The organism is Pseudomonas sp. MDT1-17 (genome assembly GCF_054898105.1).
The window spans coordinates 4,039,296-4,057,865 of sequence record NZ_JBUBVM010000001.1 but is presented as its reverse complement, the minus strand read 5'-3'; the positions used below and the strand labels follow the sequence as shown (position 1 = coordinate 4,057,865).

The 18,570-nt window shown below is 57.5% G+C and carries 22 protein-coding genes and 4 pseudogenes; 10 read left to right on the top strand and 16 right to left on the bottom strand.

Annotation, left to right across the window (positions count from 1 at the left end):
• Positions 1-21 precede the first annotated feature (21 nt).
• Positions 22-244: pseudogene (locus tag ACYZTX_RS18785) on the top strand (DeoR/GlpR family DNA-binding transcription regulator); the annotation flags it as partial.
• Positions 245-315: 71 nt separating this feature from the next.
• Here the strand turns inward: ACYZTX_RS18785 and ACYZTX_RS18780 are convergent.
• Positions 316-1,167, bottom strand: a complete 852-nt coding sequence (locus ACYZTX_RS18780) for a CAP domain-containing protein (protein ID WP_462035340.1) — start codon at positions 1,165-1,167, stop codon at positions 316-318.
• Between the two features lie 175 nt (positions 1,168-1,342).
• On the opposite strand from ACYZTX_RS18780, the gene ACYZTX_RS18775 reads away from it, so the two are divergent.
• Both ACYZTX_RS18775 and ACYZTX_RS18770 read left to right on the top strand, forming a co-directional pair.
• Positions 1,343-1,963 (top strand): cell wall hydrolase, encoded by a 621-nt coding sequence (locus ACYZTX_RS18775; protein WP_462035339.1) that lies wholly within the window; start codon positions 1,343-1,345, stop codon positions 1,961-1,963.
• A 176-nt stretch (positions 1,964-2,139) separates the two neighbouring features.
• Entirely contained in the window at positions 2,140-3,042 is a 903-nt protein-coding gene (locus tag ACYZTX_RS18770; protein ID WP_462035338.1) for a universal stress protein, read from the top strand.
• A gap of 138 nt (positions 3,043-3,180) precedes the next feature.
• On the opposite strand, the gene ACYZTX_RS18765 is transcribed toward ACYZTX_RS18770, so the two are convergent.
• The 5 genes and pseudogenes from ACYZTX_RS18765 to ACYZTX_RS18745 all read right to left on the bottom strand — a co-directional run bounded on the left by ACYZTX_RS18765 (position 3,181) and on the right by ACYZTX_RS18745 (position 7,312).
• Positions 3,181-4,605 (bottom strand): IS1182 family transposase, encoded by a 1,425-nt coding sequence (locus tag ACYZTX_RS18765; RefSeq protein ID WP_462035337.1) that lies wholly within the window; start codon positions 4,603-4,605, stop codon positions 3,181-3,183.
• A 210-nt stretch (positions 4,606-4,815) separates the two neighbouring features.
• Positions 4,816-5,282, bottom strand: a pseudogene (locus tag ACYZTX_RS18760) (GGDEF domain-containing protein).
• A gap of 532 nt (positions 5,283-5,814) precedes the next feature.
• Positions 5,815-6,051, bottom strand: a complete 237-nt coding sequence (locus ACYZTX_RS18755) for a hypothetical protein (RefSeq protein ID WP_462035336.1) — start codon at positions 6,049-6,051, stop codon at positions 5,815-5,817.
• A 261-nt stretch (positions 6,052-6,312) separates the two neighbouring features.
• A complete protein-coding gene (locus ACYZTX_RS18750) occupies positions 6,313-6,603 on the bottom strand; it encodes a hypothetical protein (RefSeq protein WP_462035335.1) in 291 nt (96 codons plus the stop codon).
• Positions 6,604-6,826: 223 nt separating this feature from the next.
• Positions 6,827-7,312, bottom strand: coding sequence for an adenosine-specific kinase (locus ACYZTX_RS18745; RefSeq protein WP_462035334.1), 486 nt, complete (start codon positions 7,310-7,312; stop codon positions 6,827-6,829).
• A 174-nt stretch (positions 7,313-7,486) separates the two neighbouring features.
• Between ACYZTX_RS18745 and ACYZTX_RS18740 the strand changes: the two genes are divergently transcribed.
• The 3 genes and pseudogenes from ACYZTX_RS18740 (at position 7,487) to ACYZTX_RS18730 (ending at position 8,831) form a co-directional block, all read left to right on the top strand.
• The gene (locus ACYZTX_RS18740; RefSeq protein WP_462035333.1) at positions 7,487-7,687 is read left to right on the top strand and encodes a YbdD/YjiX family protein; all 201 of its coding nucleotides are present in this window, start codon (positions 7,487-7,489) and stop codon (positions 7,685-7,687) included.
• 117 nt (positions 7,688-7,804) lie between these two features.
• Positions 7,805-8,544: pseudogene (locus tag ACYZTX_RS18735) on the top strand (nitrilase-related carbon-nitrogen hydrolase).
• 2 nt (positions 8,545-8,546) lie between these two features.
• Complete coding sequence (locus ACYZTX_RS18730) at positions 8,547-8,831, top strand: hypothetical protein (protein WP_462035332.1); 285 nt, start codon at positions 8,547-8,549, stop codon at positions 8,829-8,831.
• Positions 8,832-8,893: 62 nt separating this feature from the next.
• Here ACYZTX_RS18730 and ACYZTX_RS18725 read toward each other — a convergent pair whose 3' ends face one another.
• The 4 genes from ACYZTX_RS18725 to ACYZTX_RS18710 are packed head-to-tail and all read right to left on the bottom strand — an operon-like array spanning position 8,894 to position 11,094.
• Positions 8,894-9,592, bottom strand: coding sequence for a dienelactone hydrolase family protein (locus ACYZTX_RS18725; RefSeq protein ID WP_462035331.1), 699 nt, complete (start codon positions 9,590-9,592; stop codon positions 8,894-8,896).
• Between the two features lie 36 nt (positions 9,593-9,628).
• Positions 9,629-10,252: a glutathione S-transferase family protein gene (locus ACYZTX_RS18720; RefSeq protein WP_462035330.1), complete on the bottom strand. Its 624-nt coding sequence runs from the start codon at positions 10,250-10,252 to the stop codon at positions 9,629-9,631.
• Positions 10,253-10,303: 51 nt separating this feature from the next.
• The gene (locus tag ACYZTX_RS18715; protein WP_462035329.1) at positions 10,304-10,819 is read right to left on the bottom strand and encodes an HvfX family Cu-binding RiPP maturation protein; all 516 of its coding nucleotides are present in this window, start codon (positions 10,817-10,819) and stop codon (positions 10,304-10,306) included.
• A gap of 56 nt (positions 10,820-10,875) precedes the next feature.
• Positions 10,876-11,094 carry an HvfA family oxazolone/thioamide-modified RiPP metallophore gene (locus tag ACYZTX_RS18710; RefSeq protein WP_462035328.1) on the bottom strand — a complete coding sequence of 73 codons (219 nt, stop codon included), beginning with the start codon at positions 11,092-11,094 and terminating at the stop codon, positions 10,876-10,878.
• A 415-nt stretch (positions 11,095-11,509) separates the two neighbouring features.
• Here ACYZTX_RS18710 and ACYZTX_RS18705 point away from each other — a divergent pair.
• The 3 genes and pseudogenes from ACYZTX_RS18705 to ACYZTX_RS18695 all read left to right on the top strand — a co-directional run.
• Positions 11,510-11,761 (top strand): annotated as a pseudogene (locus tag ACYZTX_RS18705) (glutaminase); the annotation flags it as partial.
• Positions 11,737-13,239 (top strand): aldehyde dehydrogenase family protein, encoded by a 1,503-nt coding sequence (locus ACYZTX_RS18700; RefSeq protein WP_462035327.1) that lies wholly within the window; start codon positions 11,737-11,739, stop codon positions 13,237-13,239. The pseudogene ACYZTX_RS18705 and the gene ACYZTX_RS18700, both read left to right, overlap by 25 nt.
• Before the next feature lie 171 nt (positions 13,240-13,410).
• The gene (locus ACYZTX_RS18695) at positions 13,411-13,761 is read left to right on the top strand and encodes a BON domain-containing protein (RefSeq protein WP_462035326.1); all 351 of its coding nucleotides are present in this window, start codon (positions 13,411-13,413) and stop codon (positions 13,759-13,761) included.
• 67 nt (positions 13,762-13,828) lie between these two features.
• On the opposite strand, the gene ACYZTX_RS18690 is transcribed toward ACYZTX_RS18695, so the two are convergent.
• Both ACYZTX_RS18690 and cynS read right to left on the bottom strand, forming a co-directional pair.
• Positions 13,829-14,491 (bottom strand): carbonic anhydrase, encoded by a 663-nt coding sequence (locus ACYZTX_RS18690; RefSeq protein ID WP_462035325.1) that lies wholly within the window; start codon positions 14,489-14,491, stop codon positions 13,829-13,831.
• 115 nt (positions 14,492-14,606) lie between these two features.
• On the bottom strand, positions 14,607-15,074 hold the full coding sequence (gene cynS, locus ACYZTX_RS18685) for a cyanase (protein WP_462035324.1): 468 nt from the start codon (positions 15,072-15,074) through the stop codon (positions 14,607-14,609).
• A gap of 123 nt (positions 15,075-15,197) precedes the next feature.
• On the opposite strand from cynS, the gene cynR reads away from it, so the two are divergent.
• Positions 15,198-16,103 (top strand): transcriptional regulator CynR, encoded by a 906-nt coding sequence (gene cynR / locus ACYZTX_RS18680; protein ID WP_462035323.1) that lies wholly within the window; start codon positions 15,198-15,200, stop codon positions 16,101-16,103.
• Here the strand turns inward: cynR and ACYZTX_RS18675 are convergent.
• The 4 genes from ACYZTX_RS18675 to ACYZTX_RS18660 form a co-directional block, all read right to left on the bottom strand.
• Complete coding sequence (locus ACYZTX_RS18675; protein WP_462035322.1) at positions 16,089-16,388, bottom strand: hypothetical protein; 300 nt, start codon at positions 16,386-16,388, stop codon at positions 16,089-16,091. The two genes, cynR and ACYZTX_RS18675, sit on opposite strands and share 15 nt — an antisense overlap.
• Positions 16,389-16,527: 139 nt before the next feature.
• On the bottom strand, positions 16,528-16,857 hold the full coding sequence (locus tag ACYZTX_RS18670; RefSeq protein ID WP_462035321.1) for a hypothetical protein: 330 nt from the start codon (positions 16,855-16,857) through the stop codon (positions 16,528-16,530).
• Between the two features lie 519 nt (positions 16,858-17,376).
• The gene (locus tag ACYZTX_RS18665) at positions 17,377-17,880 is read right to left on the bottom strand and encodes a GNAT family N-acetyltransferase (protein WP_462035320.1); all 504 of its coding nucleotides are present in this window, start codon (positions 17,878-17,880) and stop codon (positions 17,377-17,379) included.
• Between the two features lie 23 nt (positions 17,881-17,903).
• Positions 17,904-18,533: a glutathione S-transferase family protein gene (locus tag ACYZTX_RS18660; RefSeq protein ID WP_462035319.1), complete on the bottom strand. Its 630-nt coding sequence runs from the start codon at positions 18,531-18,533 to the stop codon at positions 17,904-17,906.
• Positions 18,534-18,570: the final 37 nt, after the last annotated feature.

Below are 18,570 nucleotides of genomic sequence, written 5' to 3'. Positions count from 1 at the left end.
TGATGTCTGGTTGCTTTGTGTTTATCCCCCCTGCATTTCGACGAAGTGCCGGTCAAACAGGCGATGCTCGCCAGCGCCTCCCATGTCGTTGCCGTGACCCGCCGACAAATTGGGGGCGGTGGAGCCGTTTTTTGTCGCACCGTGTCAGCGTATCCATACCCTGATCACCGAGCGTTATGTGGCATCGGGCAATGTCGAGGACTATCAAAAGCTCGGGATCGAGGTGGTGCAGGCGGACACGTGAAGCGCCCCATCAGCACTTCGTGGCTTGGCAAGTCGTCCAATCACTATGGATGACCCTGCCAAAAAGCGCGCTTATGGCGTCCCGAACATCGCCGTCCAATAGATCCCCGGATCACTCTTCGGATCAACCGCATACGCCGCGCCAAAGTCCTTGTACTGCGGGTTCATCAGGTTCGCGCAGTGACCGGCGCTGGACACCCAGCCATCGACCACATTGCGCACAGAGTCTTGCCCGGCAGCGATGTTCTCGCCGATCTGCCCGCCGCTGTAGCCCGCCAGTTCAGCCCGGTCACCCGGTGTACGCCCATCGCGGTCCTTGTGATCGAAGTAATTGTTGTTGGCCATTGACCGGGCGTGCTCCTCGGCCGCCGTCGCGAGCGTGGCGTTCCAGGTCAGTGGCGTGGTGGCGGCAAAGGATTGAGTGCCGCACTGGCGCGCCTGGCTGCGAGCGCTGTTGAGCTCGGCCAGCAGCTTCTGGCCTTCCGCCTGCCAGTCGCCCCGGCGAGCGCTCAACAGCGGACGTGCCAGCACGATGCGCCACTCGCGCTCATCGCGGCTCACGCCGACATCGACGAACTGCGGGTCCAGCACGATCTGGCAAAAACTTTCCTGAATGGCTTTCATCGCCGACGGCGCATCGCGCGGCCCGGACAGGCTGATCGCCTGCACATTCTTCATTGGATAACCCGCGGTCGCCATCGCCTGCTGCAGATTGCCGATGCTGGTGGCGGACAGCGCCAACCGCGGATCGGCTGCCAGCGGTGGCAGTTCCTGCGAGACCTGACCCGCGCAGCGCTGCACCTGGCTGCGGTAGGCGTTGATCGAGTCAATCAGTTGTGTCTCGTCGGCCGCCAACGCATTCCCGGCGAACAACAGCCCCATTGACAACGTGGCAAAACGCGTAACGGATGATTTGAAGCGCATGGAAATCCCCTTGAGCTGACTGCGCCTATGATGCGCGATTTCACCCCCGCCAGCGCAATGCCTTTTCACGTCCGACTACAGTTTTTTTGTCCGTCTGTATGAATGAATTTTCGTAACTACAATCAAGCGAAGTCGCCGCCGTGGCGTGCTCCCGGTTCAGTCAGAAAGGTTGCTCATGCGAGTTATCTGGATAGCCATCTGCTTCGCTATAACCCTTCTCGCTGGCCACGCCATCGCTTCTGAGCAGGAGCAAAAAAAGGAAGTGGCTGAAGACAAGGCCGAGGTCCTTGAACATAAAGCTGCGGCGAAGGGCAGCGATGTACCGGTGCCCAAGTCCGATACCATCACGACATCCGAAGTTCAGGCAGTCGATCCCGCAGGTGCGTCGCCGCTGAACGATGCAATCACCTGTCTTGCTCGCTCCATCTATTGGGAAGCCAAAGGCAAATCGTCCGCCGACATGGAAGCCGTCGCCAGCGTCGTCATGAACCGCCTGGGCCATAAGGGATTTCCGGAAACGGTATGCGCCGTGGTCAAACAGGGGTCTGAACGCAAAAATTGTCAGTTTTCGTGGTGGTGTGATGGACGCTCGGACCAGGTCCAGGAAGAAACCCAATACGCGACCGCCAAGGAAATCGCGCGCAAAGCGCTCAACAAACAACTGAACGACCGAACCCATGGCGCGATCTATTTCCACGACAGGAATGTGAAACCCAATTGGGCCAGGAAATACCTCAAGACCACCGAGACCTCGATGTTCCTCTTTTATAAGCCGCGTGGTGGGTCGGCGAAGTAGGGACGTTCGCATGAGCGAGGTCGACGCCATCCTCAAAGCCTATGGCTCAAACTCGGGAATCCAGGCGTATATTAATAGTGTCGATCCAGATAGTTGAGGCGATAGTAAATCGTCGGTGGTGTGACAGGCGAGAGCGCTGGGGGAGCTAGATATCCCGGAACGTTTGGAGGTGTTACATGAGCCAATATCAACGACTCTTTCTGATAGTCGGTCCAGGCATGCGTCACACACCGGCGTTGGAGCGAGCTGTCGCCATTGCCGAAGCCACTGGCGCAGCGCTGCACATCACGGTGTTTATCGAAGACTCCAACCTCTTGGGTTTGAAGAGCGCTGGTGCACGTTTTCGTGAGGCCTGTCAGCAAGAGAACGAAAAATGGTTGAAGGATGAGGCCGATCTAATACGTGAGCGCGGGGTCATGGTGAGTACCGAAGTGCTTGTTACGCGAACCGCGCTGCAAGAAATACTTCGGCATGTGGCAGAAATGCAGCCGGATCTGGTTATCAAGGACGTGCAACACGAGTCAGCGCTCAAACGCGTTTTCATTACGCCTCTGGATTGGCACCTGTTGCGCGAATGTCCGGTGGCTGTGCATCTGGTCAGCGAAATCAGGTGTCCACTTCCGCGGGTGGTAGTGGCGGCAGTCGATCCGTCACAACCTGAGACTCAGATCACTGGCATCAACGACCGCATCATCCAGGCGGCGAACGGATTGTCAATGCAATGCAGCGCGGAACTGCATCTGCTGCATGCCTACGATCTATCGCAGACACATATATCCGACGCAGGCGCTGGTGCAGTGACGATGCCAGGTTTCAGCAGCGATGTGCGCAAGTCACTGCAAAAGTCATTTATCGCATTGGCCGACCACTACGGTGTGCCCACTGAGCGACAACACTTCGTTGAAGGTCCACCTGGCAAAGCGCTGGCCGACTTTGCAGCGCATCACCGGGCCGATGTGATCGTCATGGGAAATGCGCATCGCAAGGGACTGGGCAAATGGGTGGGCAGTACGACGGAGCATGTTCTGTATCAAGTGCCCTGCAACATTTTCGCCGTTACGGGGTCTGCGGATCAGTGAATGTATTCGCTATTAAAAGGCTCGCAAAAAAGGCGTCAATATCAGACTGTGTGAAAACGCAGTTCGCAGCGGCTTAAAGCAAATGCCCCGACTTGTCGGGGCATTTGCTTTTCTGGAATGTAAAAAACAAAGGGCCTCTCAGCCCATCAGCGCTATCAGCTTCCGTGCTCCCAGCACCTGGATAGCCCTTCTCAAGTTGTAGGCCTGTACCGCCAGCGCCATTTCTGCGCGAGTCCCCTTCAGCTGGCGCAGCAAAAACCGGCCGTTGCCGAAGATCCAGTGCTTCAGGTTGCCGAAGGGGTGTTCAACGATGGATCGGCGATAGACCATCATCTCGGGATGGGCCTTCATCCGCTGTTCCATTCGCTCAAACGCCGCTTCATGGGCATGGCGCATCAGATAGCGACGCTTAGCCTTGGTGCAGCGGCTTTTCAGCGGGCATTTCCCGCAGTCGCTGATGGTCGCTTGGTAGATTCGATCCCCTTTGTTCAGTTGTTTCAGTGTCAGTGGTTTGCCAGCGGGGCACTGATATTGATCGGTATCTTTGTTGTAGCTGAAGTCTGTCCGGTCAAAATACTGCTCCTCACCACTGGTAGGGTTGTTGGCTCTGTTGGGCGGAACAAAAGCGGTGATCGCCGCGTCCTCGCACGCCTGGAACTGGGCGCCATTGGAATAACCTGCATCCGCTGTGACGCAGAGTTTTGATTGCTGCAGCTCGTCTTTAGCGGCCTTGGCCATCGGTTCGAGTTGGCGGTTATCGGTGCCTTCCTGAGTGACTTCGTGGTGCAAAATCAGGCAGTGCTTCGCGTCCACAACACTTTGAACGTTGTAAGCCACCAGCGGGACGGAGGCCGTTCGCATTTTTTGCGCATCGGACTCGCCAACAACGTGTTGAGCCAGACCTTGAGCTTGCATCAGCGCTTGGCAGGTCTGGTTATTGGCCTTTTTTACCTGCAACTCGGCCAGCGCGGCCTGTACCGCTGAGCGGTCGATCGACTCTGCTTCTTCGTCGCGATCCGCTTCATCGAGTTGCGCCAGGTAACGCGCAATCTTCTTGTCGAGCGCCGCTTCCCGGTGCTGGAGTTTTTTCGGTGTCAGGTGTTTGCGGCTGGAAGCGACCGCCTGAAACTTGCTGCCGTCGATGGCCACCAACTCTCCGGCAATCAGACCAGCCTGGCGGCAGAATCGAACGAAGGCACGACAGGTTGCGGTGAACGCGGCACTGTTGTCGCGCCGAAAATCAGCAATGGTTTTGAAGTCAGGTGCCAGTCGGCCCAACAACCACATGACCTCCACATTGCGCCGACACTCGGCCTCAAGTCGCCGCGAAGAACGAATGCGCTGAAAATAGCCGTACAGATAGAGTTTGAGCAGATCGGCGGGATCGTACGAGGGGCGCCCAGTGGCCTTGGGTCTGGCTTTATCAAAGCCCAACTGCTCAAAGTCCAGAAGAGCAATGTAGGCTTCGATCACCCGTACCAGATGATCGTCGGGAATGAGCTCGTCCAGCGAGAGTGGAAAAAGCGCGCTCTGGGAGCGGTTTTCACCTTGGATATAGCGCATAAAAAAATGCCCGTATCTTGCGATACGGGCATTTTCTTCAACCGGTGAGCAGATTGCTAGGTTTTCACACAGTCTGAATATGGCGCCTTTTTTCACCGCATTGAATTTAGATTGCTTGGGCTGGCCGAGCGCGGCTCTGGCTCAAACCTCCGCTCTTGGGCGATTGCTGCCTGTTGCGATCGGCAAAGCTGAGTATCGGCGCCGACGCTTTCACAGCGATTGGAGGCTGGTTTTGATAGTAGTGACCACGCGGTTACGGCCTTCGTGTTTAGCGTGATACAGGCGTTGATCGGCTGTACGCAGAATGGCCTCGATGGTGTCGCCGTCGCGGCCGGATTGCGATACGCCGATGCTCACTGTGACTACGGTTAACCGCTGCAGGCCATGAAACGAATTATTTGCAACGGTGCTTCGCAGACGCTCAGCGATGACGTGCGCGCCTTCAGTGAGGTCTGAGGTAGCAGAATCATGAATTCTTCCCCGCCCACTCGTGCTACGCCGTCATACGGCCGGATCGAATCGAGGCATTTCTCTACGAAATCCTTCAGGATGTCGTCGCCAACCTGATGCCCGAAGCGATCGTTGATGGACTTGAAATTATCCAGATCGAGTGCCAACACGGAGAACGGCTCACCGCCGCGCTTGGTCCGGCCCATTTCGACTTCGAGCCGTTCCATGAACCGACGCCGATTATCAGCGCCAGTCAGTGGATCGGTGGCCGCAAGGTGTCCGAGTTCTTGATTGGTGCGCTGGAGTTCCTGCAGGGCGCTCTCGGTATACGCCATCGCTTCGGCAAGACGCACCATCAACTCCTCTTGGCTGTAAATCTTCGAGAACGACCGCGTGGTGAGGAATGCTTGCACGACCCCATAGCTCAACATGAAGAATCCACCGGCGAAGATCGCATGAGCGAGCCACCACATGTGGTTCCACGGACGTGCAAGGATGAACGCAAGCGATGACAGCGCGAACGCGGTGACCGAGATGACAAAACTTCATTCGTTGGTCCGCGGCATCAGGTGGGCGGTGGTACGACAGCATTCCGACTAACAGCAAAATCGACATGACCAGTCGAGAGGCTGGTCCATAAAGCAGGAAGAGCCAGATATTGTGGTGTGCTTGCCCGGTGAACGCACCATGCAACGCGTAGATCAGTACAAAACCGAGAAAACCAAGCGTCATCCATCGCAGCAGCGGATCTCCCGATGACTAATAGCAGCGCCACGTTACGTAAGCAACAAACAGGCCTGCCAAGTTGGCTGCCGTGATCGCAATTATATGGAATAGGTGGTTTTCGAAAATAAGGGTGGGGTCTTGAAAGACGTATAAGTAGCCAATCAGATAGGCCGGAACAAACGCAAACCCTGCGAGCAGCAAGTAGGCGTAAACCTTGACCATGAGGCGGACGGCTTCAGGTGGTTCGCCGCTGGCGATGAGATTGCTCATGGTTCCCTCCAGTTTTATATCTATTTAGCCAGCACCGGTCCCGTGTTGGCTCCAAAGCCACCTACATGCCAACGGTCCCTCACACCATTACGCAACGATGTGATGGACCGATCTATGGCATTTCAATATTAGACTCCTTCACAATTGCTGCTGCACAAGCAGGTGAAAATGTTCACGGGGGGAGCTGGCTGCGCAGTGCCAATGACCGGCAAAAGCAATGACTGCGACAGCGATATTGTCGTGAGGGATCGCCAGGGCGCGCTAATTGATCTGCACAATAACCGGACCTTCCGTGACGACCGGCGGGTTCGCGTGGATGTGCGAGGCGTTTTTCTGAATCCAGTCGCGAGCGACTTTCATGCTCTCATCGGTGCCGGCCTTGTCCGTGCAAACAGTCACCGACATACCGCCATCACCGAGAGGTAGCAGTGTGTAGCTTGTGAGGCCAGCGACTTTACGGAGGGCAGCTTCGACGTCGGCCTTTTGCTTCTCTAAAACATCGAAAAGCTGCTTTGCGCCGGGACCCGAGTAGGTTCTTATAACCGCATACATAGTCGTCTCCTTCGTACCGATTTGTTCAGCTTAGTCAAACTCCGGTGACAAGCGAAATGCAACGACCACCGGCAGCTCCTGGCTGTGAGACCTGTGCTGTGTTCGTGATCTTCGTACTGGGCCCGATCTGTCGCTACAGCGGCAGGCCGCCAAAAAGCCGCTCAGGCGTAAGGTGTGAGGCGCTGAATGGTGTGACGTTCAGCGCCCGGTTAGCGCAAGGTGCTCAAAGTTTGTAGCCGATCTGCCGCAACAGGTTCTTGCGCCACAGGATGTCTTCCTCGCCTTCAATGCCACTGGCACAGAAGCCATCCACGACGCCCAGAATCGCTCGCCCTTGTTCTGTCTCGGCGACAATCACTTCAGTCGGATTGGCCGTTGCACAAAAGATACGGCACACCTCTGGCACCATCTTGACGGTGTTCAATACGTTCAGCGGATAGAAACCATCGCCGAGGAAAATGATGAAGCTATGGCCTGCGGCGATGGCTGTCGCATTCTTCTGGGCCAGTTCGATCATCGCTGCATCGGTGCCAGACCAGCGCACCAGGCATTTGCCGGAAGCTTCGCAAAAGGCCACGCCAAAGCGGATACCTGGCACGGCATTGACCAATGCTTCGTGGATGTCCTCGACGGACTTGATGAAGTGCGTCTGGCCCAAAATGAAGTTCGTCGTTTCTGGCTTATCGATTTTCAGCGTGATGAGTTGCATCTCGAACGCCTCCTTTCACGATGTCGTTACTCTTCAGCCTAGCGTGAGAACAAGCCGGTGTTGAGCGTCACCGCTTTTGATACTTGAAAATACAAAGGGGCCCCGGTGCCGACACATTGCAGATACATCAGTGCGGTTTCATGGGCCAGGCCCACACTCATAGAGAGATATGCCATGTACCGCAGACTGCAGCATGTCGCGAAGTTCTTCAGCCAGGCCGCGCGTTTAATGGTCGGCGTGCCCGATTACGACAACTACGTGGCGCAGATGGCGCTTAATCATCCCGGCGAGCCGGTCATGAGTTATTCGGCATTTTTTCGTGAGCGTCAGGAAGCCCGCTTCGGCCGTGGAAAATGTAATACGCGTTGCTGCTAGAACTTCGCATAGTTCAATGCTTACCCCAAAAGCGTGCAATGACGATCATCTTGCGATGCGAAGTCAGTGGCTGTTAAAACAGTCGTGCCACCTTTAAGGTCGTAAGAAATTACCGCCATGCACAAAATAGGACTCATCGTTTATCCCGGGTTTCAGGTGCTGGGCCTGGCCATGTGCGCCACGTTCGAGCGCGATGGCAGCACCTTGTACAACACTCAGTTGCTGTTTTTGATGCTGACGGCACCTTGATTCAGGCGCGTCGCAAGATTTCGCCGACCTATCACGAACGCATGATATGGGGCATGGGCGACGGTTCTGGTCTGCGCGCCACCGACAGCGCGGTAGGGCGCATCGGTCAACTGGCCTGCTGGGAGCATTACAACCCGCTGGCTCGTTACGCTTTGATCGAAGACGGCGAACAGATTCACGCCTCGATGTACCCAGGCTCGTTTGCAGGTGCCTTGTTCACTCGGCAGATGGAAGTCAGCATCCGTATGCATGCCCTGGAATCGGCTTGCTTCATGGTTAACTCGACGGTGTGGTTGTACCCGGAACAGCAAGCCCAGATCATGGCTGGCACCGGTTGCGAGATCGGTCCGATCTCCGGCGGGTGCTACACCGCGATCATCGATCCACAAGGTGAAGTCGTCGGCGCACTGACCGAAGGCGAAGGCGAAGTGATCGCTGACATCGATCTGTTCCAGATCGAAATCCGTAAACGTCAGATGGACGGCCGCGGTCACTACAGCCGTCCGGAAATACTGAGCCTTAACATCGACCGTACGGCTCATCGCCATGTTCACGAACGCACAGCTCAGCCGAAGCTGGCCGTCACTGCGCAACCGGAACAGGTGTGATCATGAAAATCATGGCGATCGGAACACTCAAGACCCTGACCCCCGAGCAGCGCGTGGCTTACCTGCCCGCTGAAGTGCCCGCGACGTTGCAGCTGTACCTGGATGGAAAGATGGAACAGTTACGGATGCGCGACAACGAAGCGGGGGTGATTTTCCTGATGACCGTCGAATCGGTCGAAGAGGCCGACAGGTTGCTCAAGGCACTGCCGCTGGGTGAGGTCGATCTGCTGACGTTTGAGCTGATGCCGATCGGGCCGCTGAGTCCGCTGGGGATGCTGATCAAGTAAGCGTTGCCCAAAAAAAGGCACCTTCATCGGTTGATGAAGGTGCCTTTTGCGTTTGTGTGGCCTTACAGTTCCATTCCCAAAAAGATCAGCGTATTGCCATGTGCCTCAGCCGCTGCGCGCTGGTTGTAGCTGTCGCGGTGCGAGCAGTTGAAGCCATGTTCGGCTTCCGGATACACGACAATTTCCACGTTATCGTTGGTGTCGAAACGCTCGGCGATTTGCTCCACGGCTTCCAGTGGAATGTGGCTGTCCGCTTCACCGAAGTGCATCAACAACGGCACGTCGATTTCATCAGCCCGGTCCAGTTGGTTCTGAATCCCTCCGCCGTAGTAGGCGATGGCCACGTCCACCAGCCCATTGGCGGCGGTGTGGTACGAGAGCAAGCCGCCAAAGCAGAAACCGATGGACGCAATGCCGCCGTCCAGGCCGGGCTGGGCTTTCAAGGCGTCGATGGCCAGTTCGATATCTTTTTGCGCCTTACCGACGTCGGTGGCGTTCATCAACTCGACGGCGCGTTTCCAGCCGGCCTCGTCGTAACCCAGTTCAATTCGCGCGCCGCTGCGCCAGAACAGGTCCGGCACAATCACCAGGTAGCCGTCGGCGGCGTATTGCTCGGCGACCGAGCGGATGTGTTCATTCACGCCGAAGATTTCCTGGATCAGTACGATCCCCGGGCCTTTGCGGGTGTGCGGAATCGCCAGGTAAGCGCCGAATTTACCGTCGGCGCTGTCGATTTCGATCCATTGGGTGGTCACGCTCATGGTGGCTCCTGTCTTCGCATGTGAGTGGGGTGAAGCTTATTGGGGTTGTGTGGCCTGGAAGCTTGGCAGCGCCTGAACCCGTTTCCACCAGTCATCGAAACCGTTGACCGCAAACACCTGCGGTGCATCCGGGGTCATCGCCATGTAAGCACAGGCTGGTGCCAGGTAAAAGTCGCCGAAGCTCGGATCCTGCCCGGCGACAAACGGATCGTCGCCTTTGATTTTCATCAGTTCACGCAGGACCAGTTTTGAATTCTCGATGCCTTTGCGTCGGGAGTCTTCATTTTTCCCGCCGATGAAGTCGGGAAACAGGTGATAGCCGAACACCGAACCCATTGCACCGTAGCCATAAGAATCGTAAATCCCCATGACCATGTGGGCGCGAGCGCGGTCATGGGCATTGTCGGGCATCAGGGAGGGGCCAGGCAGAACTTCGTCCAGATAGGCCATGATGGCGTCTGTTTCTATCACCCGAAAACCGTCGTGATCGATGACCGGCACCTTGGCGAAGGGGTGGCGCAGCAGATGCTCCGGCAGATGCGGCTCGCCTTTCATCACGTTGACCGGCACTTGGTCGAAATCCGCCGCTTTTTCTGCAAGCAGCATCTTCACGGTACGTACATACGTGCTGCCGTTAAAACCATAGAGAGTGAGGCTCATGGCGATTGCTCCGTTCTTGTGGAGTGCGAGGCATTATCGACGTGCTGGTGTTTAGCGATTATTACGACGCCAGATGAATCGAGCCAGCAGCGCATCGAGACTGAGCTTGCCGGCACCCGAGAGCAACAGCGGCATAAAGGCCGCGAGGTAGACCAGCGGCAGTTTGAAGTTGCCATGACCCTTGTTGCTGATGGCGTAACCCTGAGCAAGCTCACTCAATGTAGACCAATCGGCGGGCCAGTGAACGGCAGCGGTCGCAACGACCGTGACCACGATCAAAATGATTGCCGAGATCCGCGTTCCCAGGCCAACCAGTATGGCCAGGGCGCAGATCAGTTCGGCCCACATCGACAGTTCCCAGTTCAGCGTGGCCGGAACGTGGTTGAACGGGAACGGGAAGCTGTCCTGAATATCGGCGAACCAGTTTTCGCCATTGAATTTTTCCAGGCCGGACTCGAAGAACTCCCAGGCGAGAAACACCCGCAGGGTCAGCGGCGCGATCCAGCTGCCGGCACGGTCGAGGTTCAGGTGCAGGCTTTTCACGGCCGATGAGAGTGAGATGGTCATGGGCTTGATCTCTGTTCAGTCAGGGGAGTGGGGCAGCGGTGTACCCCACGCGGGGGTTACTCGCCGGCGCCGCACTTGCCTTCGCCACATTTACCTTCACCACATTTACCTTCCGCCGGTTTTTCTGCCGTGTCGACCTGGGCCTGGCTGTAGCCGTGGGCCAGTTGTTTCATGCTGAACGCTTCGGACTCGGAGGCCGAAGCCACGTTGGACAAGGCCAGGCCGCCAGCGATGATCAGGCCGAGGGTCAAGGAAGAAGTCGAGAGCTTGAACATGGTGATACTCCATTGCATTGGGTGAGTTGAGCGCTTTGATCGGCGTGGCCAATCAACAGGCACAGTTCATCAAGCAGGTGTATCTGCGGTGTGTCTTTGGCGTGGGGTTTTATGGGCGGGGTGTGTCGGGGGCGGGGCTGTACACACTCTGATACGTAAACCAAACCGCAATCCTGTAGCAGCTGCCGAGCCTGCGAGGCTGCGTTCGGCTGCGCAGCAGACGTAAACCCTGTGCACGCGATTAACCTGAACTACCGAGCCGTATGATTTCACGACTGCTGCGCAGCCGAACGCAGCCTCGCAGGCTCGACAGCTGCTACGGGGTTTGGCCGATGGCACAGTACAAAACTGTGATCCAGTACTGACCCGTGGTGTCTAGCGTCAGTGTCCCCGCAATCCCATGGGGCGAGACTTCGGAACCTTTGCCTGTCGCGTCGGTTTGCCCGGCAAGAGCGGCGTGGGCCGGGGGATTGTCGCGGTGGTGCCGGGGCAATTCACGGTGTGTGTCTGGTCACAGTGGTCTTTTAGCGTAGGGGGTGACGGGCTGCCGGGTTTTCGATTCCGGTCAGGCGTGCGGTTAATGACGCTCCCGGGATTTTCCTATACATTTTCCGGCCGCCCATTGCATGGTGATACCGCTTCATGTCTCTTGCGCTCGAACGTCTAGTCGCTGGCACGCCGATCCCTTTCGCCGGGAATCGTGTCTCTGTGGTCAGCCCCGAATTGGCCGCGCGCTTTCAGCCCGGGGACCATTTGCTGGTAGAGCAGGTCAGCGGTGAGTTGCTGCTGATCCCGGTGGCTGACCAGCAAGCGGCGGCCATTGCAATCGAGCGTGCCGAAGCGGCTTTCAGCGCAATGTCCGCGGTATCGGATCAAGCCATCAGCGAGTTCTTTGTTCGCTTTGCCCAACGCCTGGAAAACCCTGAGTGCTGGGCCTTGGTCGAAGCCGCCAACCTGGCCGACATCGAGCGGGCCAAGGCCCGTGGGCGTTCTACCACGCGGCTTCTGGCGGATGAACGCATGCGCCGCGACATGATCGCCGGCCTCAGGGCCTGGCGTGATGCGTCGGCCACGCGCGGCAAAGTGGTCAGTTGCGTCGAGCATGACGGCTGGAAAGTCGAGCAAGTGGTCTCGCCCCTGGGCATTGTCGCTTTCGTCTTCGAAGGTCGACCGAACGTCTTCGCCGACGCCGCCGGTGTGTTGCGCACGGGTAACACGGCGGTGCTGCGCATCGGCAGCGATGCGTTGGGCACGGCGCAAGCCATCGTCGCCCACGCGCTGAATCCGGCACTGAACGACGCCGGGTTGCCGACCGGCGCAGTGTCGCTGGTGGAAAGCGTCAATCACGCCGCCGGCTGGGCGATGTTCGCCGACCGGCGCCTGTCGTTGGCGGTGGCCCGGGGTTCGGGTCGTGCCGTCAGCCAACTGGGTAGTATCGCCCAACAGGCCGGCACCGCCGTCAGCCTGCACGGCACCGGTGGCGCCTGGCTGATCGCCGACAAGGATGCCGAGGCCAAGCGCTTTGCCGCTGTAGTGCGCAACTCGCTGGATCGCAAAGTCTGCAACACCCTGAACGTCTGCCTGATCCACCGCGACCGTGTCGTCGAACTGCTGCCGCTGTTCCTGGACGCCCTGCAACAGGCCGGCACCGCTCGGGGGCAGGGCTGCAAATTGCACATCGTCGAAGGCAGCGAGCAGTACTTGCCGACCGATTGGCAGACTGCAAGCGTTGAGGTGTACCGCGCCGAAGGCTATCAAACCGAGGCCTTGGCCGAACCGCTGCCCGAGAGTCAGTTAGGCCGCGAGTGGGAATGGGAAGAAACCCCGGAAGTCAGCCTGAAGATCGTCGACGACCTGGACAGCGCCATCGCGTTGTTCAATCGCTACAGCCCGCAGTTCACCGTGTCGTTGATCAGTGAAGATGCCGAGGCTCAGGAACGCTTCTACAACGCGGTCAACGCACCTTTTGTCGGCAACGGGATTACCCGCTGGGTCGACGGACAGTACGCGCTGAACAAGCCGGAGCTGGGTCTTTCGAACTGGGAGAGCGGTCGGCTGTTTGCTCGTAGTGCGATACTCTCGGGCGATGGGGTGTTCACGATCCGTAGTCGCATGACCCAGACGGATCTGTCGGTCAAACGCTGAGACGGCACACCGACCCCAGTCGAGAGGCGCACTATACTTAATGGGCGTCTGTATTGGCGTGGCGAGCACTCCAAAACGAATCAGATGTCCCATAACGCTCGCCTGAGAGGCAGAGGGCTGCATAGCAAATGGGACGGACAGCGCATCTGATTACGTGAAGAGGGTTGCACCATGAAACTTCATTCGTTTCAACATTACTCTCAGGATCTGGAAAGGGGCGTTCACGACACGTGGATTACCGCCAGGGTGAAGTCAGCCCTGGCAATGGCCGAACCAAGCCTCGGCCTGCAAATCCATGTCAAAACCCATGGGAGCACGGTGGCGTTGAGCGGTCGCGTCAACACCCATAGACAGTGTGAGCAGGCTGTTGCTCTGGCCCGTTCGGTTCAGGGAGTCGTCGAAGTCGATGCCAGAGACTTGCTGACTCACGTGTTCACGCCAGGCAGTTTTCCAGAACCACCCAACGCCGAAGAGAGCACTGAGATTCGGCCTCAATCCTCAACCAAGATGGACGATAAATGACCCAGTCGATCGAGTCAGCGCAGCGCTCCCGTGAGCCGGGAGCGCTGCATCGATTGGTATTCAAATTTCAGGCGGCTGCTTCCACGGCTCGAGCTTGAAGGGCGCAGGTGTCCGGATACTCGGCGAGCGCCACGAAACTGCGGCTGTTCGCATCCAGGGCGTCGACCGAACCGGTCTCGATGTCGTAGACCCAACCATGCAAATTCAACAGGCCTTTCTCCTGAGCCAGGCGCACGCTCGGGTGTGTCTGGATATTGGCCAGTTGCGCGATGACATTCTCCCGAACCATTGAACTCACCTTCGCCACGTCACTGGCGTGAGGGCGGGATTCGTTGATGACTTTCGCTGACTCGGCATGTTGCAACCAGCCGCTGACGGCGGGCAGGTGGTCCATGCAGGTGCACTTCGCTACGGCGGTCATGGCGCCGCAGTCCGAATGCCCGCAAATCACAATGTCAGTAACGCCGAGCACCGCGACCGCGTATTCGACCGTGGCTGAAACGCCACCGGGGTGCGGGCTGTAGGAGGGCACGATGTTACCTGCGTTACGGATCACAAACAGTTCACCGGGTTCTTGTTGGGTCAGCAGTTCTGGCACGACCCGGCTGTCGGAACAGGTGATGAACAACGTACCCGGATGCTGGGTGGTGGCCAGGTGTTTGAACAGGTCGGTGCGTTGCGGAAAAGCTTCCTTCTGGAACTTCAAAAAACCTTCGATGAGCGCTTTCATGGCGATGTCCTCATGCGTGAGTCGAATGATTATTTTGTAGCAGCTGCCGAGCCTGCGAGGCTGCGTCCGAGCCGGGGTCGCGCTCGACCGAAGTCCTCGCAGAACCGGCATCCACTTAGAAAGGACGCAGCGGCAGGAACTTGCCGTCGAGGGTAATCACTGCGCGGGAGCCGCCTTCCGGGTCTTCGACTTTCTTCATGTCGAGCTTGAAGTTGATCGCACTGATGATGCCGTCGCCGAATTGTTCATGAACCAGGGCTTTCAAGGTGGTGCCGTAAATCTGGATCATTTCGTAGAAGCGGTAGATGGTCGGATCAGTCGGGACACCCGAGAGGCTGCCGCGCAACGGGATGATCTGCAGGCGGGCCACGGCGTCGGCGTCCAGGTCCAGTTTTTCGCCAATCACTTTGGCGGCGCTTTCCGGCAGTGGGTGCTGACCGAGCAGGGCGGCGGTGACGTAGGCCAGGCCAAGGCCGGTGCCGTCGGTCAGGTCCTGCCAGGACAGGTTTTTATGCGCTTTTGCATCGAGGATCGAGGTGGTCAGGGCCAGACTTGAGTCGTTGTAAGCGTGGGACTGCTGCATGGGGTGTCTCCTGTCGGGGGGTATTGCTTGGGTGTGGAGCAATCTTCTGCCGATCGATCCATAGCGTCCAAGACCCATATACAATGCAACGCATAAGCACAGCCTATAGTTGGTAATTCCCCCATGCTGCTACGACATTTGCGCTATTTGCTGGCGGTTGCCGAGCACGGCGGTTTCACCCGCGCCGCGGAGGCGCTTCACGTCTCGCAACCGACCCTGTCCCAACAGATCCGGCAACTGGAAGAAACCCTGGGCGTAAGCCTGTTCGACCGGACCTCGCGCACGGTGAAACCCACCGATGCGGGACAGGCCTACATCGAATGCGCTCGTCGGGTGCTGGTGGAACTGGAGGCGGGCAAACGTGCGCTGCATGACGTCAAGGACTTGTCTCGCGGCACCTTGCGGCTGGCCATGACGCCAACGTTCATGGCGTACCTGGTGGGGCCGTTGGTGCGCGATTACGTGGCGCGGTATCCGAACATCCATCTACAGATTTTCGAGCTGTCGATGGATGACATCGAGGCCGGTCTGGTGGATGACTCACTGGACATCGCCATCGCGTTTACCCAGGTCAGAAATGCCGACATCGAGTCGATCCCGGCGTTTACCGAGACATTGGGCGTCCTGGTGGGGCGCGATCACCCGTTATACGAAAGCCAGGTCGCGTTGTCCGCTGAGGAGGTGGCGCAACTGCGATTTGCGCTGCTGGCTCCGGACTTCGTTACCCGCACCCGCATTGATGAGTACTTTGCCCAGGAGCAGATCACGCCGAAGGTAGTGATCGAGGTCAATTCGGTGAGCACCTTGCTGGAAGTCATTCGGCACACGGCCATCGCCACCATCCTTCCAGAGCCCATTGCCACCCAGGACCGTGCATTGTACAAAATCCCGTTGCTGGGGGAGGTGCCCAAAAGAGGGGCCGCGCTGCTTCGGCGCAAAAACAACTATCACAGTGCGGCGTCGGTGGCGTTTATGGAACTGGTGTTGGGTGCGGCTGCAGGTGAGTCGATGGCGTCAGTCATCCATTGATTGGCACATGCCATTGGGTGCCTTGCCCGTGGAGGACACCGTGACCGAGTCATCATCGGTGGGGATGATAGAGATCGTGACGCCCGACCCCTTGGCTTCGAAGCCACCCTTGATGGCTTTGGTCTCGGCTTCCTTGTTGTTGATCAACACCGGCCCGTCCTGATCCGCCTGGACGACGATGTTTCCGGGGCAATCCATATTGAACGAGGGAACTCCGGGGACGCTGTTTGCATGGGCAGCACTGGCCATCACCAGCAACAGCAAACCTGTCAGATGTTTTTTCATCGCAAACCTCCAATGATCCAGTGCACACGGTTAACGATAGCGTTGTTTGGTGCACACGAGACAAACAAAAAGGCCCCGCTCGATTTAACGAACGGGGCCTTTTTATGGAGGGGGTGTGGAATAAAACCCCTGGGAGGTATCAGGAGAACCGGTCAATCACCCGAACTTCGTTCTGGTTCTGCATCGATGCCCACGCCTGTTTCAGCGTTTGCAGAACATTACCGATGAAGTCCTTGTCGGCCGCGGCTTTCTTGCCGACATAGCCTTGGCCGCGACGGTACATCTTCAGTCGGGCGAGCAGGTTCTGGTTGTTATTGTCGAACTCCGCTTCATGGGCGTGAGGCGACAGGCAGTCGATCTGCACCTGGCCCGACTTGCTGATCCACAGAATATGGCTGTCATGGCTGTCTTTTTGCGCAGCGAACAGATGTGCCAGTTCATCGATAGTGGTTTGATTGTTCAGATTCATGGTAAGCCCCTTGACCATTTGGTGATCTTTCAAAGTTGATTCGCTAATACAGGTAGCCCATCGGTTAGTTGATCCCTGGCACCGAAACCAGGACGTCAGCGGTCGGCCGCCAAATTGACGGGGTCACGCGTCTGTTGCATGTAGTCGTGTTGAATAACTGCTACGCAATAGCGTCACAACGAGGAGAAGCAGCGAAAACCTTCAGGCCATTACCGACATTTTCAGGGTCGGCCACAAGCTTCATGAGGATTGATCGCCAGCGATTCTCGTCCTTGTACTGGACGTTCAGGCCAGGTCAGCTTCTTCAATCTGCCTTGTGGGCAGCGTGTATCCGGGAAAAACAGCTCGGCGGTCAGACGAGCTTGCTCAAACATGTTGCTGTACTCCCGATCGGGGAGATGTCTGCATCATGCAAGGGCAAATCGGAGGCGTCAACGGTTTTGTAGTGATTATTTTTGGTCACTACATATTGTCGGACAAAGTCGTTTGGAATTAAAAAGCGCGATCGGAAGGCGCCAGTCAGGGCGACGGCGGCGATTTCTGGAATCGGTAAAAGGTGCAGGGATAACCGTCTACCGACAGCTGATGCAGGGTGAACTCGCCATCGGTGAGATCGGCTAAGACCCGGGCCCAGAACGCCCGCGCAGGCTGGTTCGCGTCGAGGTGGAAAATTTGCCATTGACCGGGGAACCGGCTCAATAGGGTGGAAACGACAAACTTCGCGACGCCTTGGCCACGAAAGCGCCGACTGACAAAAAAGTAGCCAATGTTGTGCTCGGCGCCGTGAGAATGGGTTTCGTCGTCCACGGTCACGAAACCGGCCAATTCTCCGTCGACCTTGATCAGAAACGGCCTGGTTGCGGGCTTGCGCCAGTAACCCGGTTTAGGCTGGGCGTTGAAGAAGCCATGCTCCCCGAGCTTCAGCGGCAGCCACTCGCTGAAGTCATACAGATAGAACTGCATCAGGTTTTCAATCGTTTCCAGTTCGTCGCGCTGGGCGGCGTGCAGTTCTATCAAGGGCATGCGGGGTGGCTCCTGAGGTGCACTCAGTGGGGGGCGAAATCGTATTTCCCACCTTTTTTCAGTGCGGCTTGATAGGCCGGGCGAGCCTGAAAGCGTTCAATCCAGGCCGCTATATGAGGACAGTCGCCGAGCTTGCCCTGGGCTCTGGCGATCTCGCCGATAAAACTCATCTGGATGTCGGCGGCGCTGAACTCATTGCCCAGCAGGTAATCGGACTGGCTCAGCGCCGTGTCGAGGTAGCCCAGGTAGTTGGCCACCTCAGCATTGATCCGCGGATGCAAAGGCGCGCCGGCTACACCAAGACGCCCCACGTACAGGTTCAACATGAGCGGCAACATGGCCGAACCCTCGGCGAAATGCAGCCACTGAACGTATTCATCATAGGCGGGGGTGGACGGATCGGGTTGCAAGCGACCTTCGCCATGACGGCGAATCAGGTAGTCGATGATCGCGGAGGACTCGATCAGCTTCTGCGCGCCGTCTTCGATGACCGGTGATTTACCCAGGGCATTGATCGCTTTCAACTCCGGCGGTGCCAGGTTGGTCTTCGGGTCGCGCTGATAGTGTTTCAGCTCGTAAGGGATGGCCAGTTCTTCCAGTAACCAGAGAATGCGCTGGGAACGGGAGTTGTTCAGGTGATGCACGATAATCATGGTCGATGCCTTATCAGAAAATGGGGTTGTCGCTGCG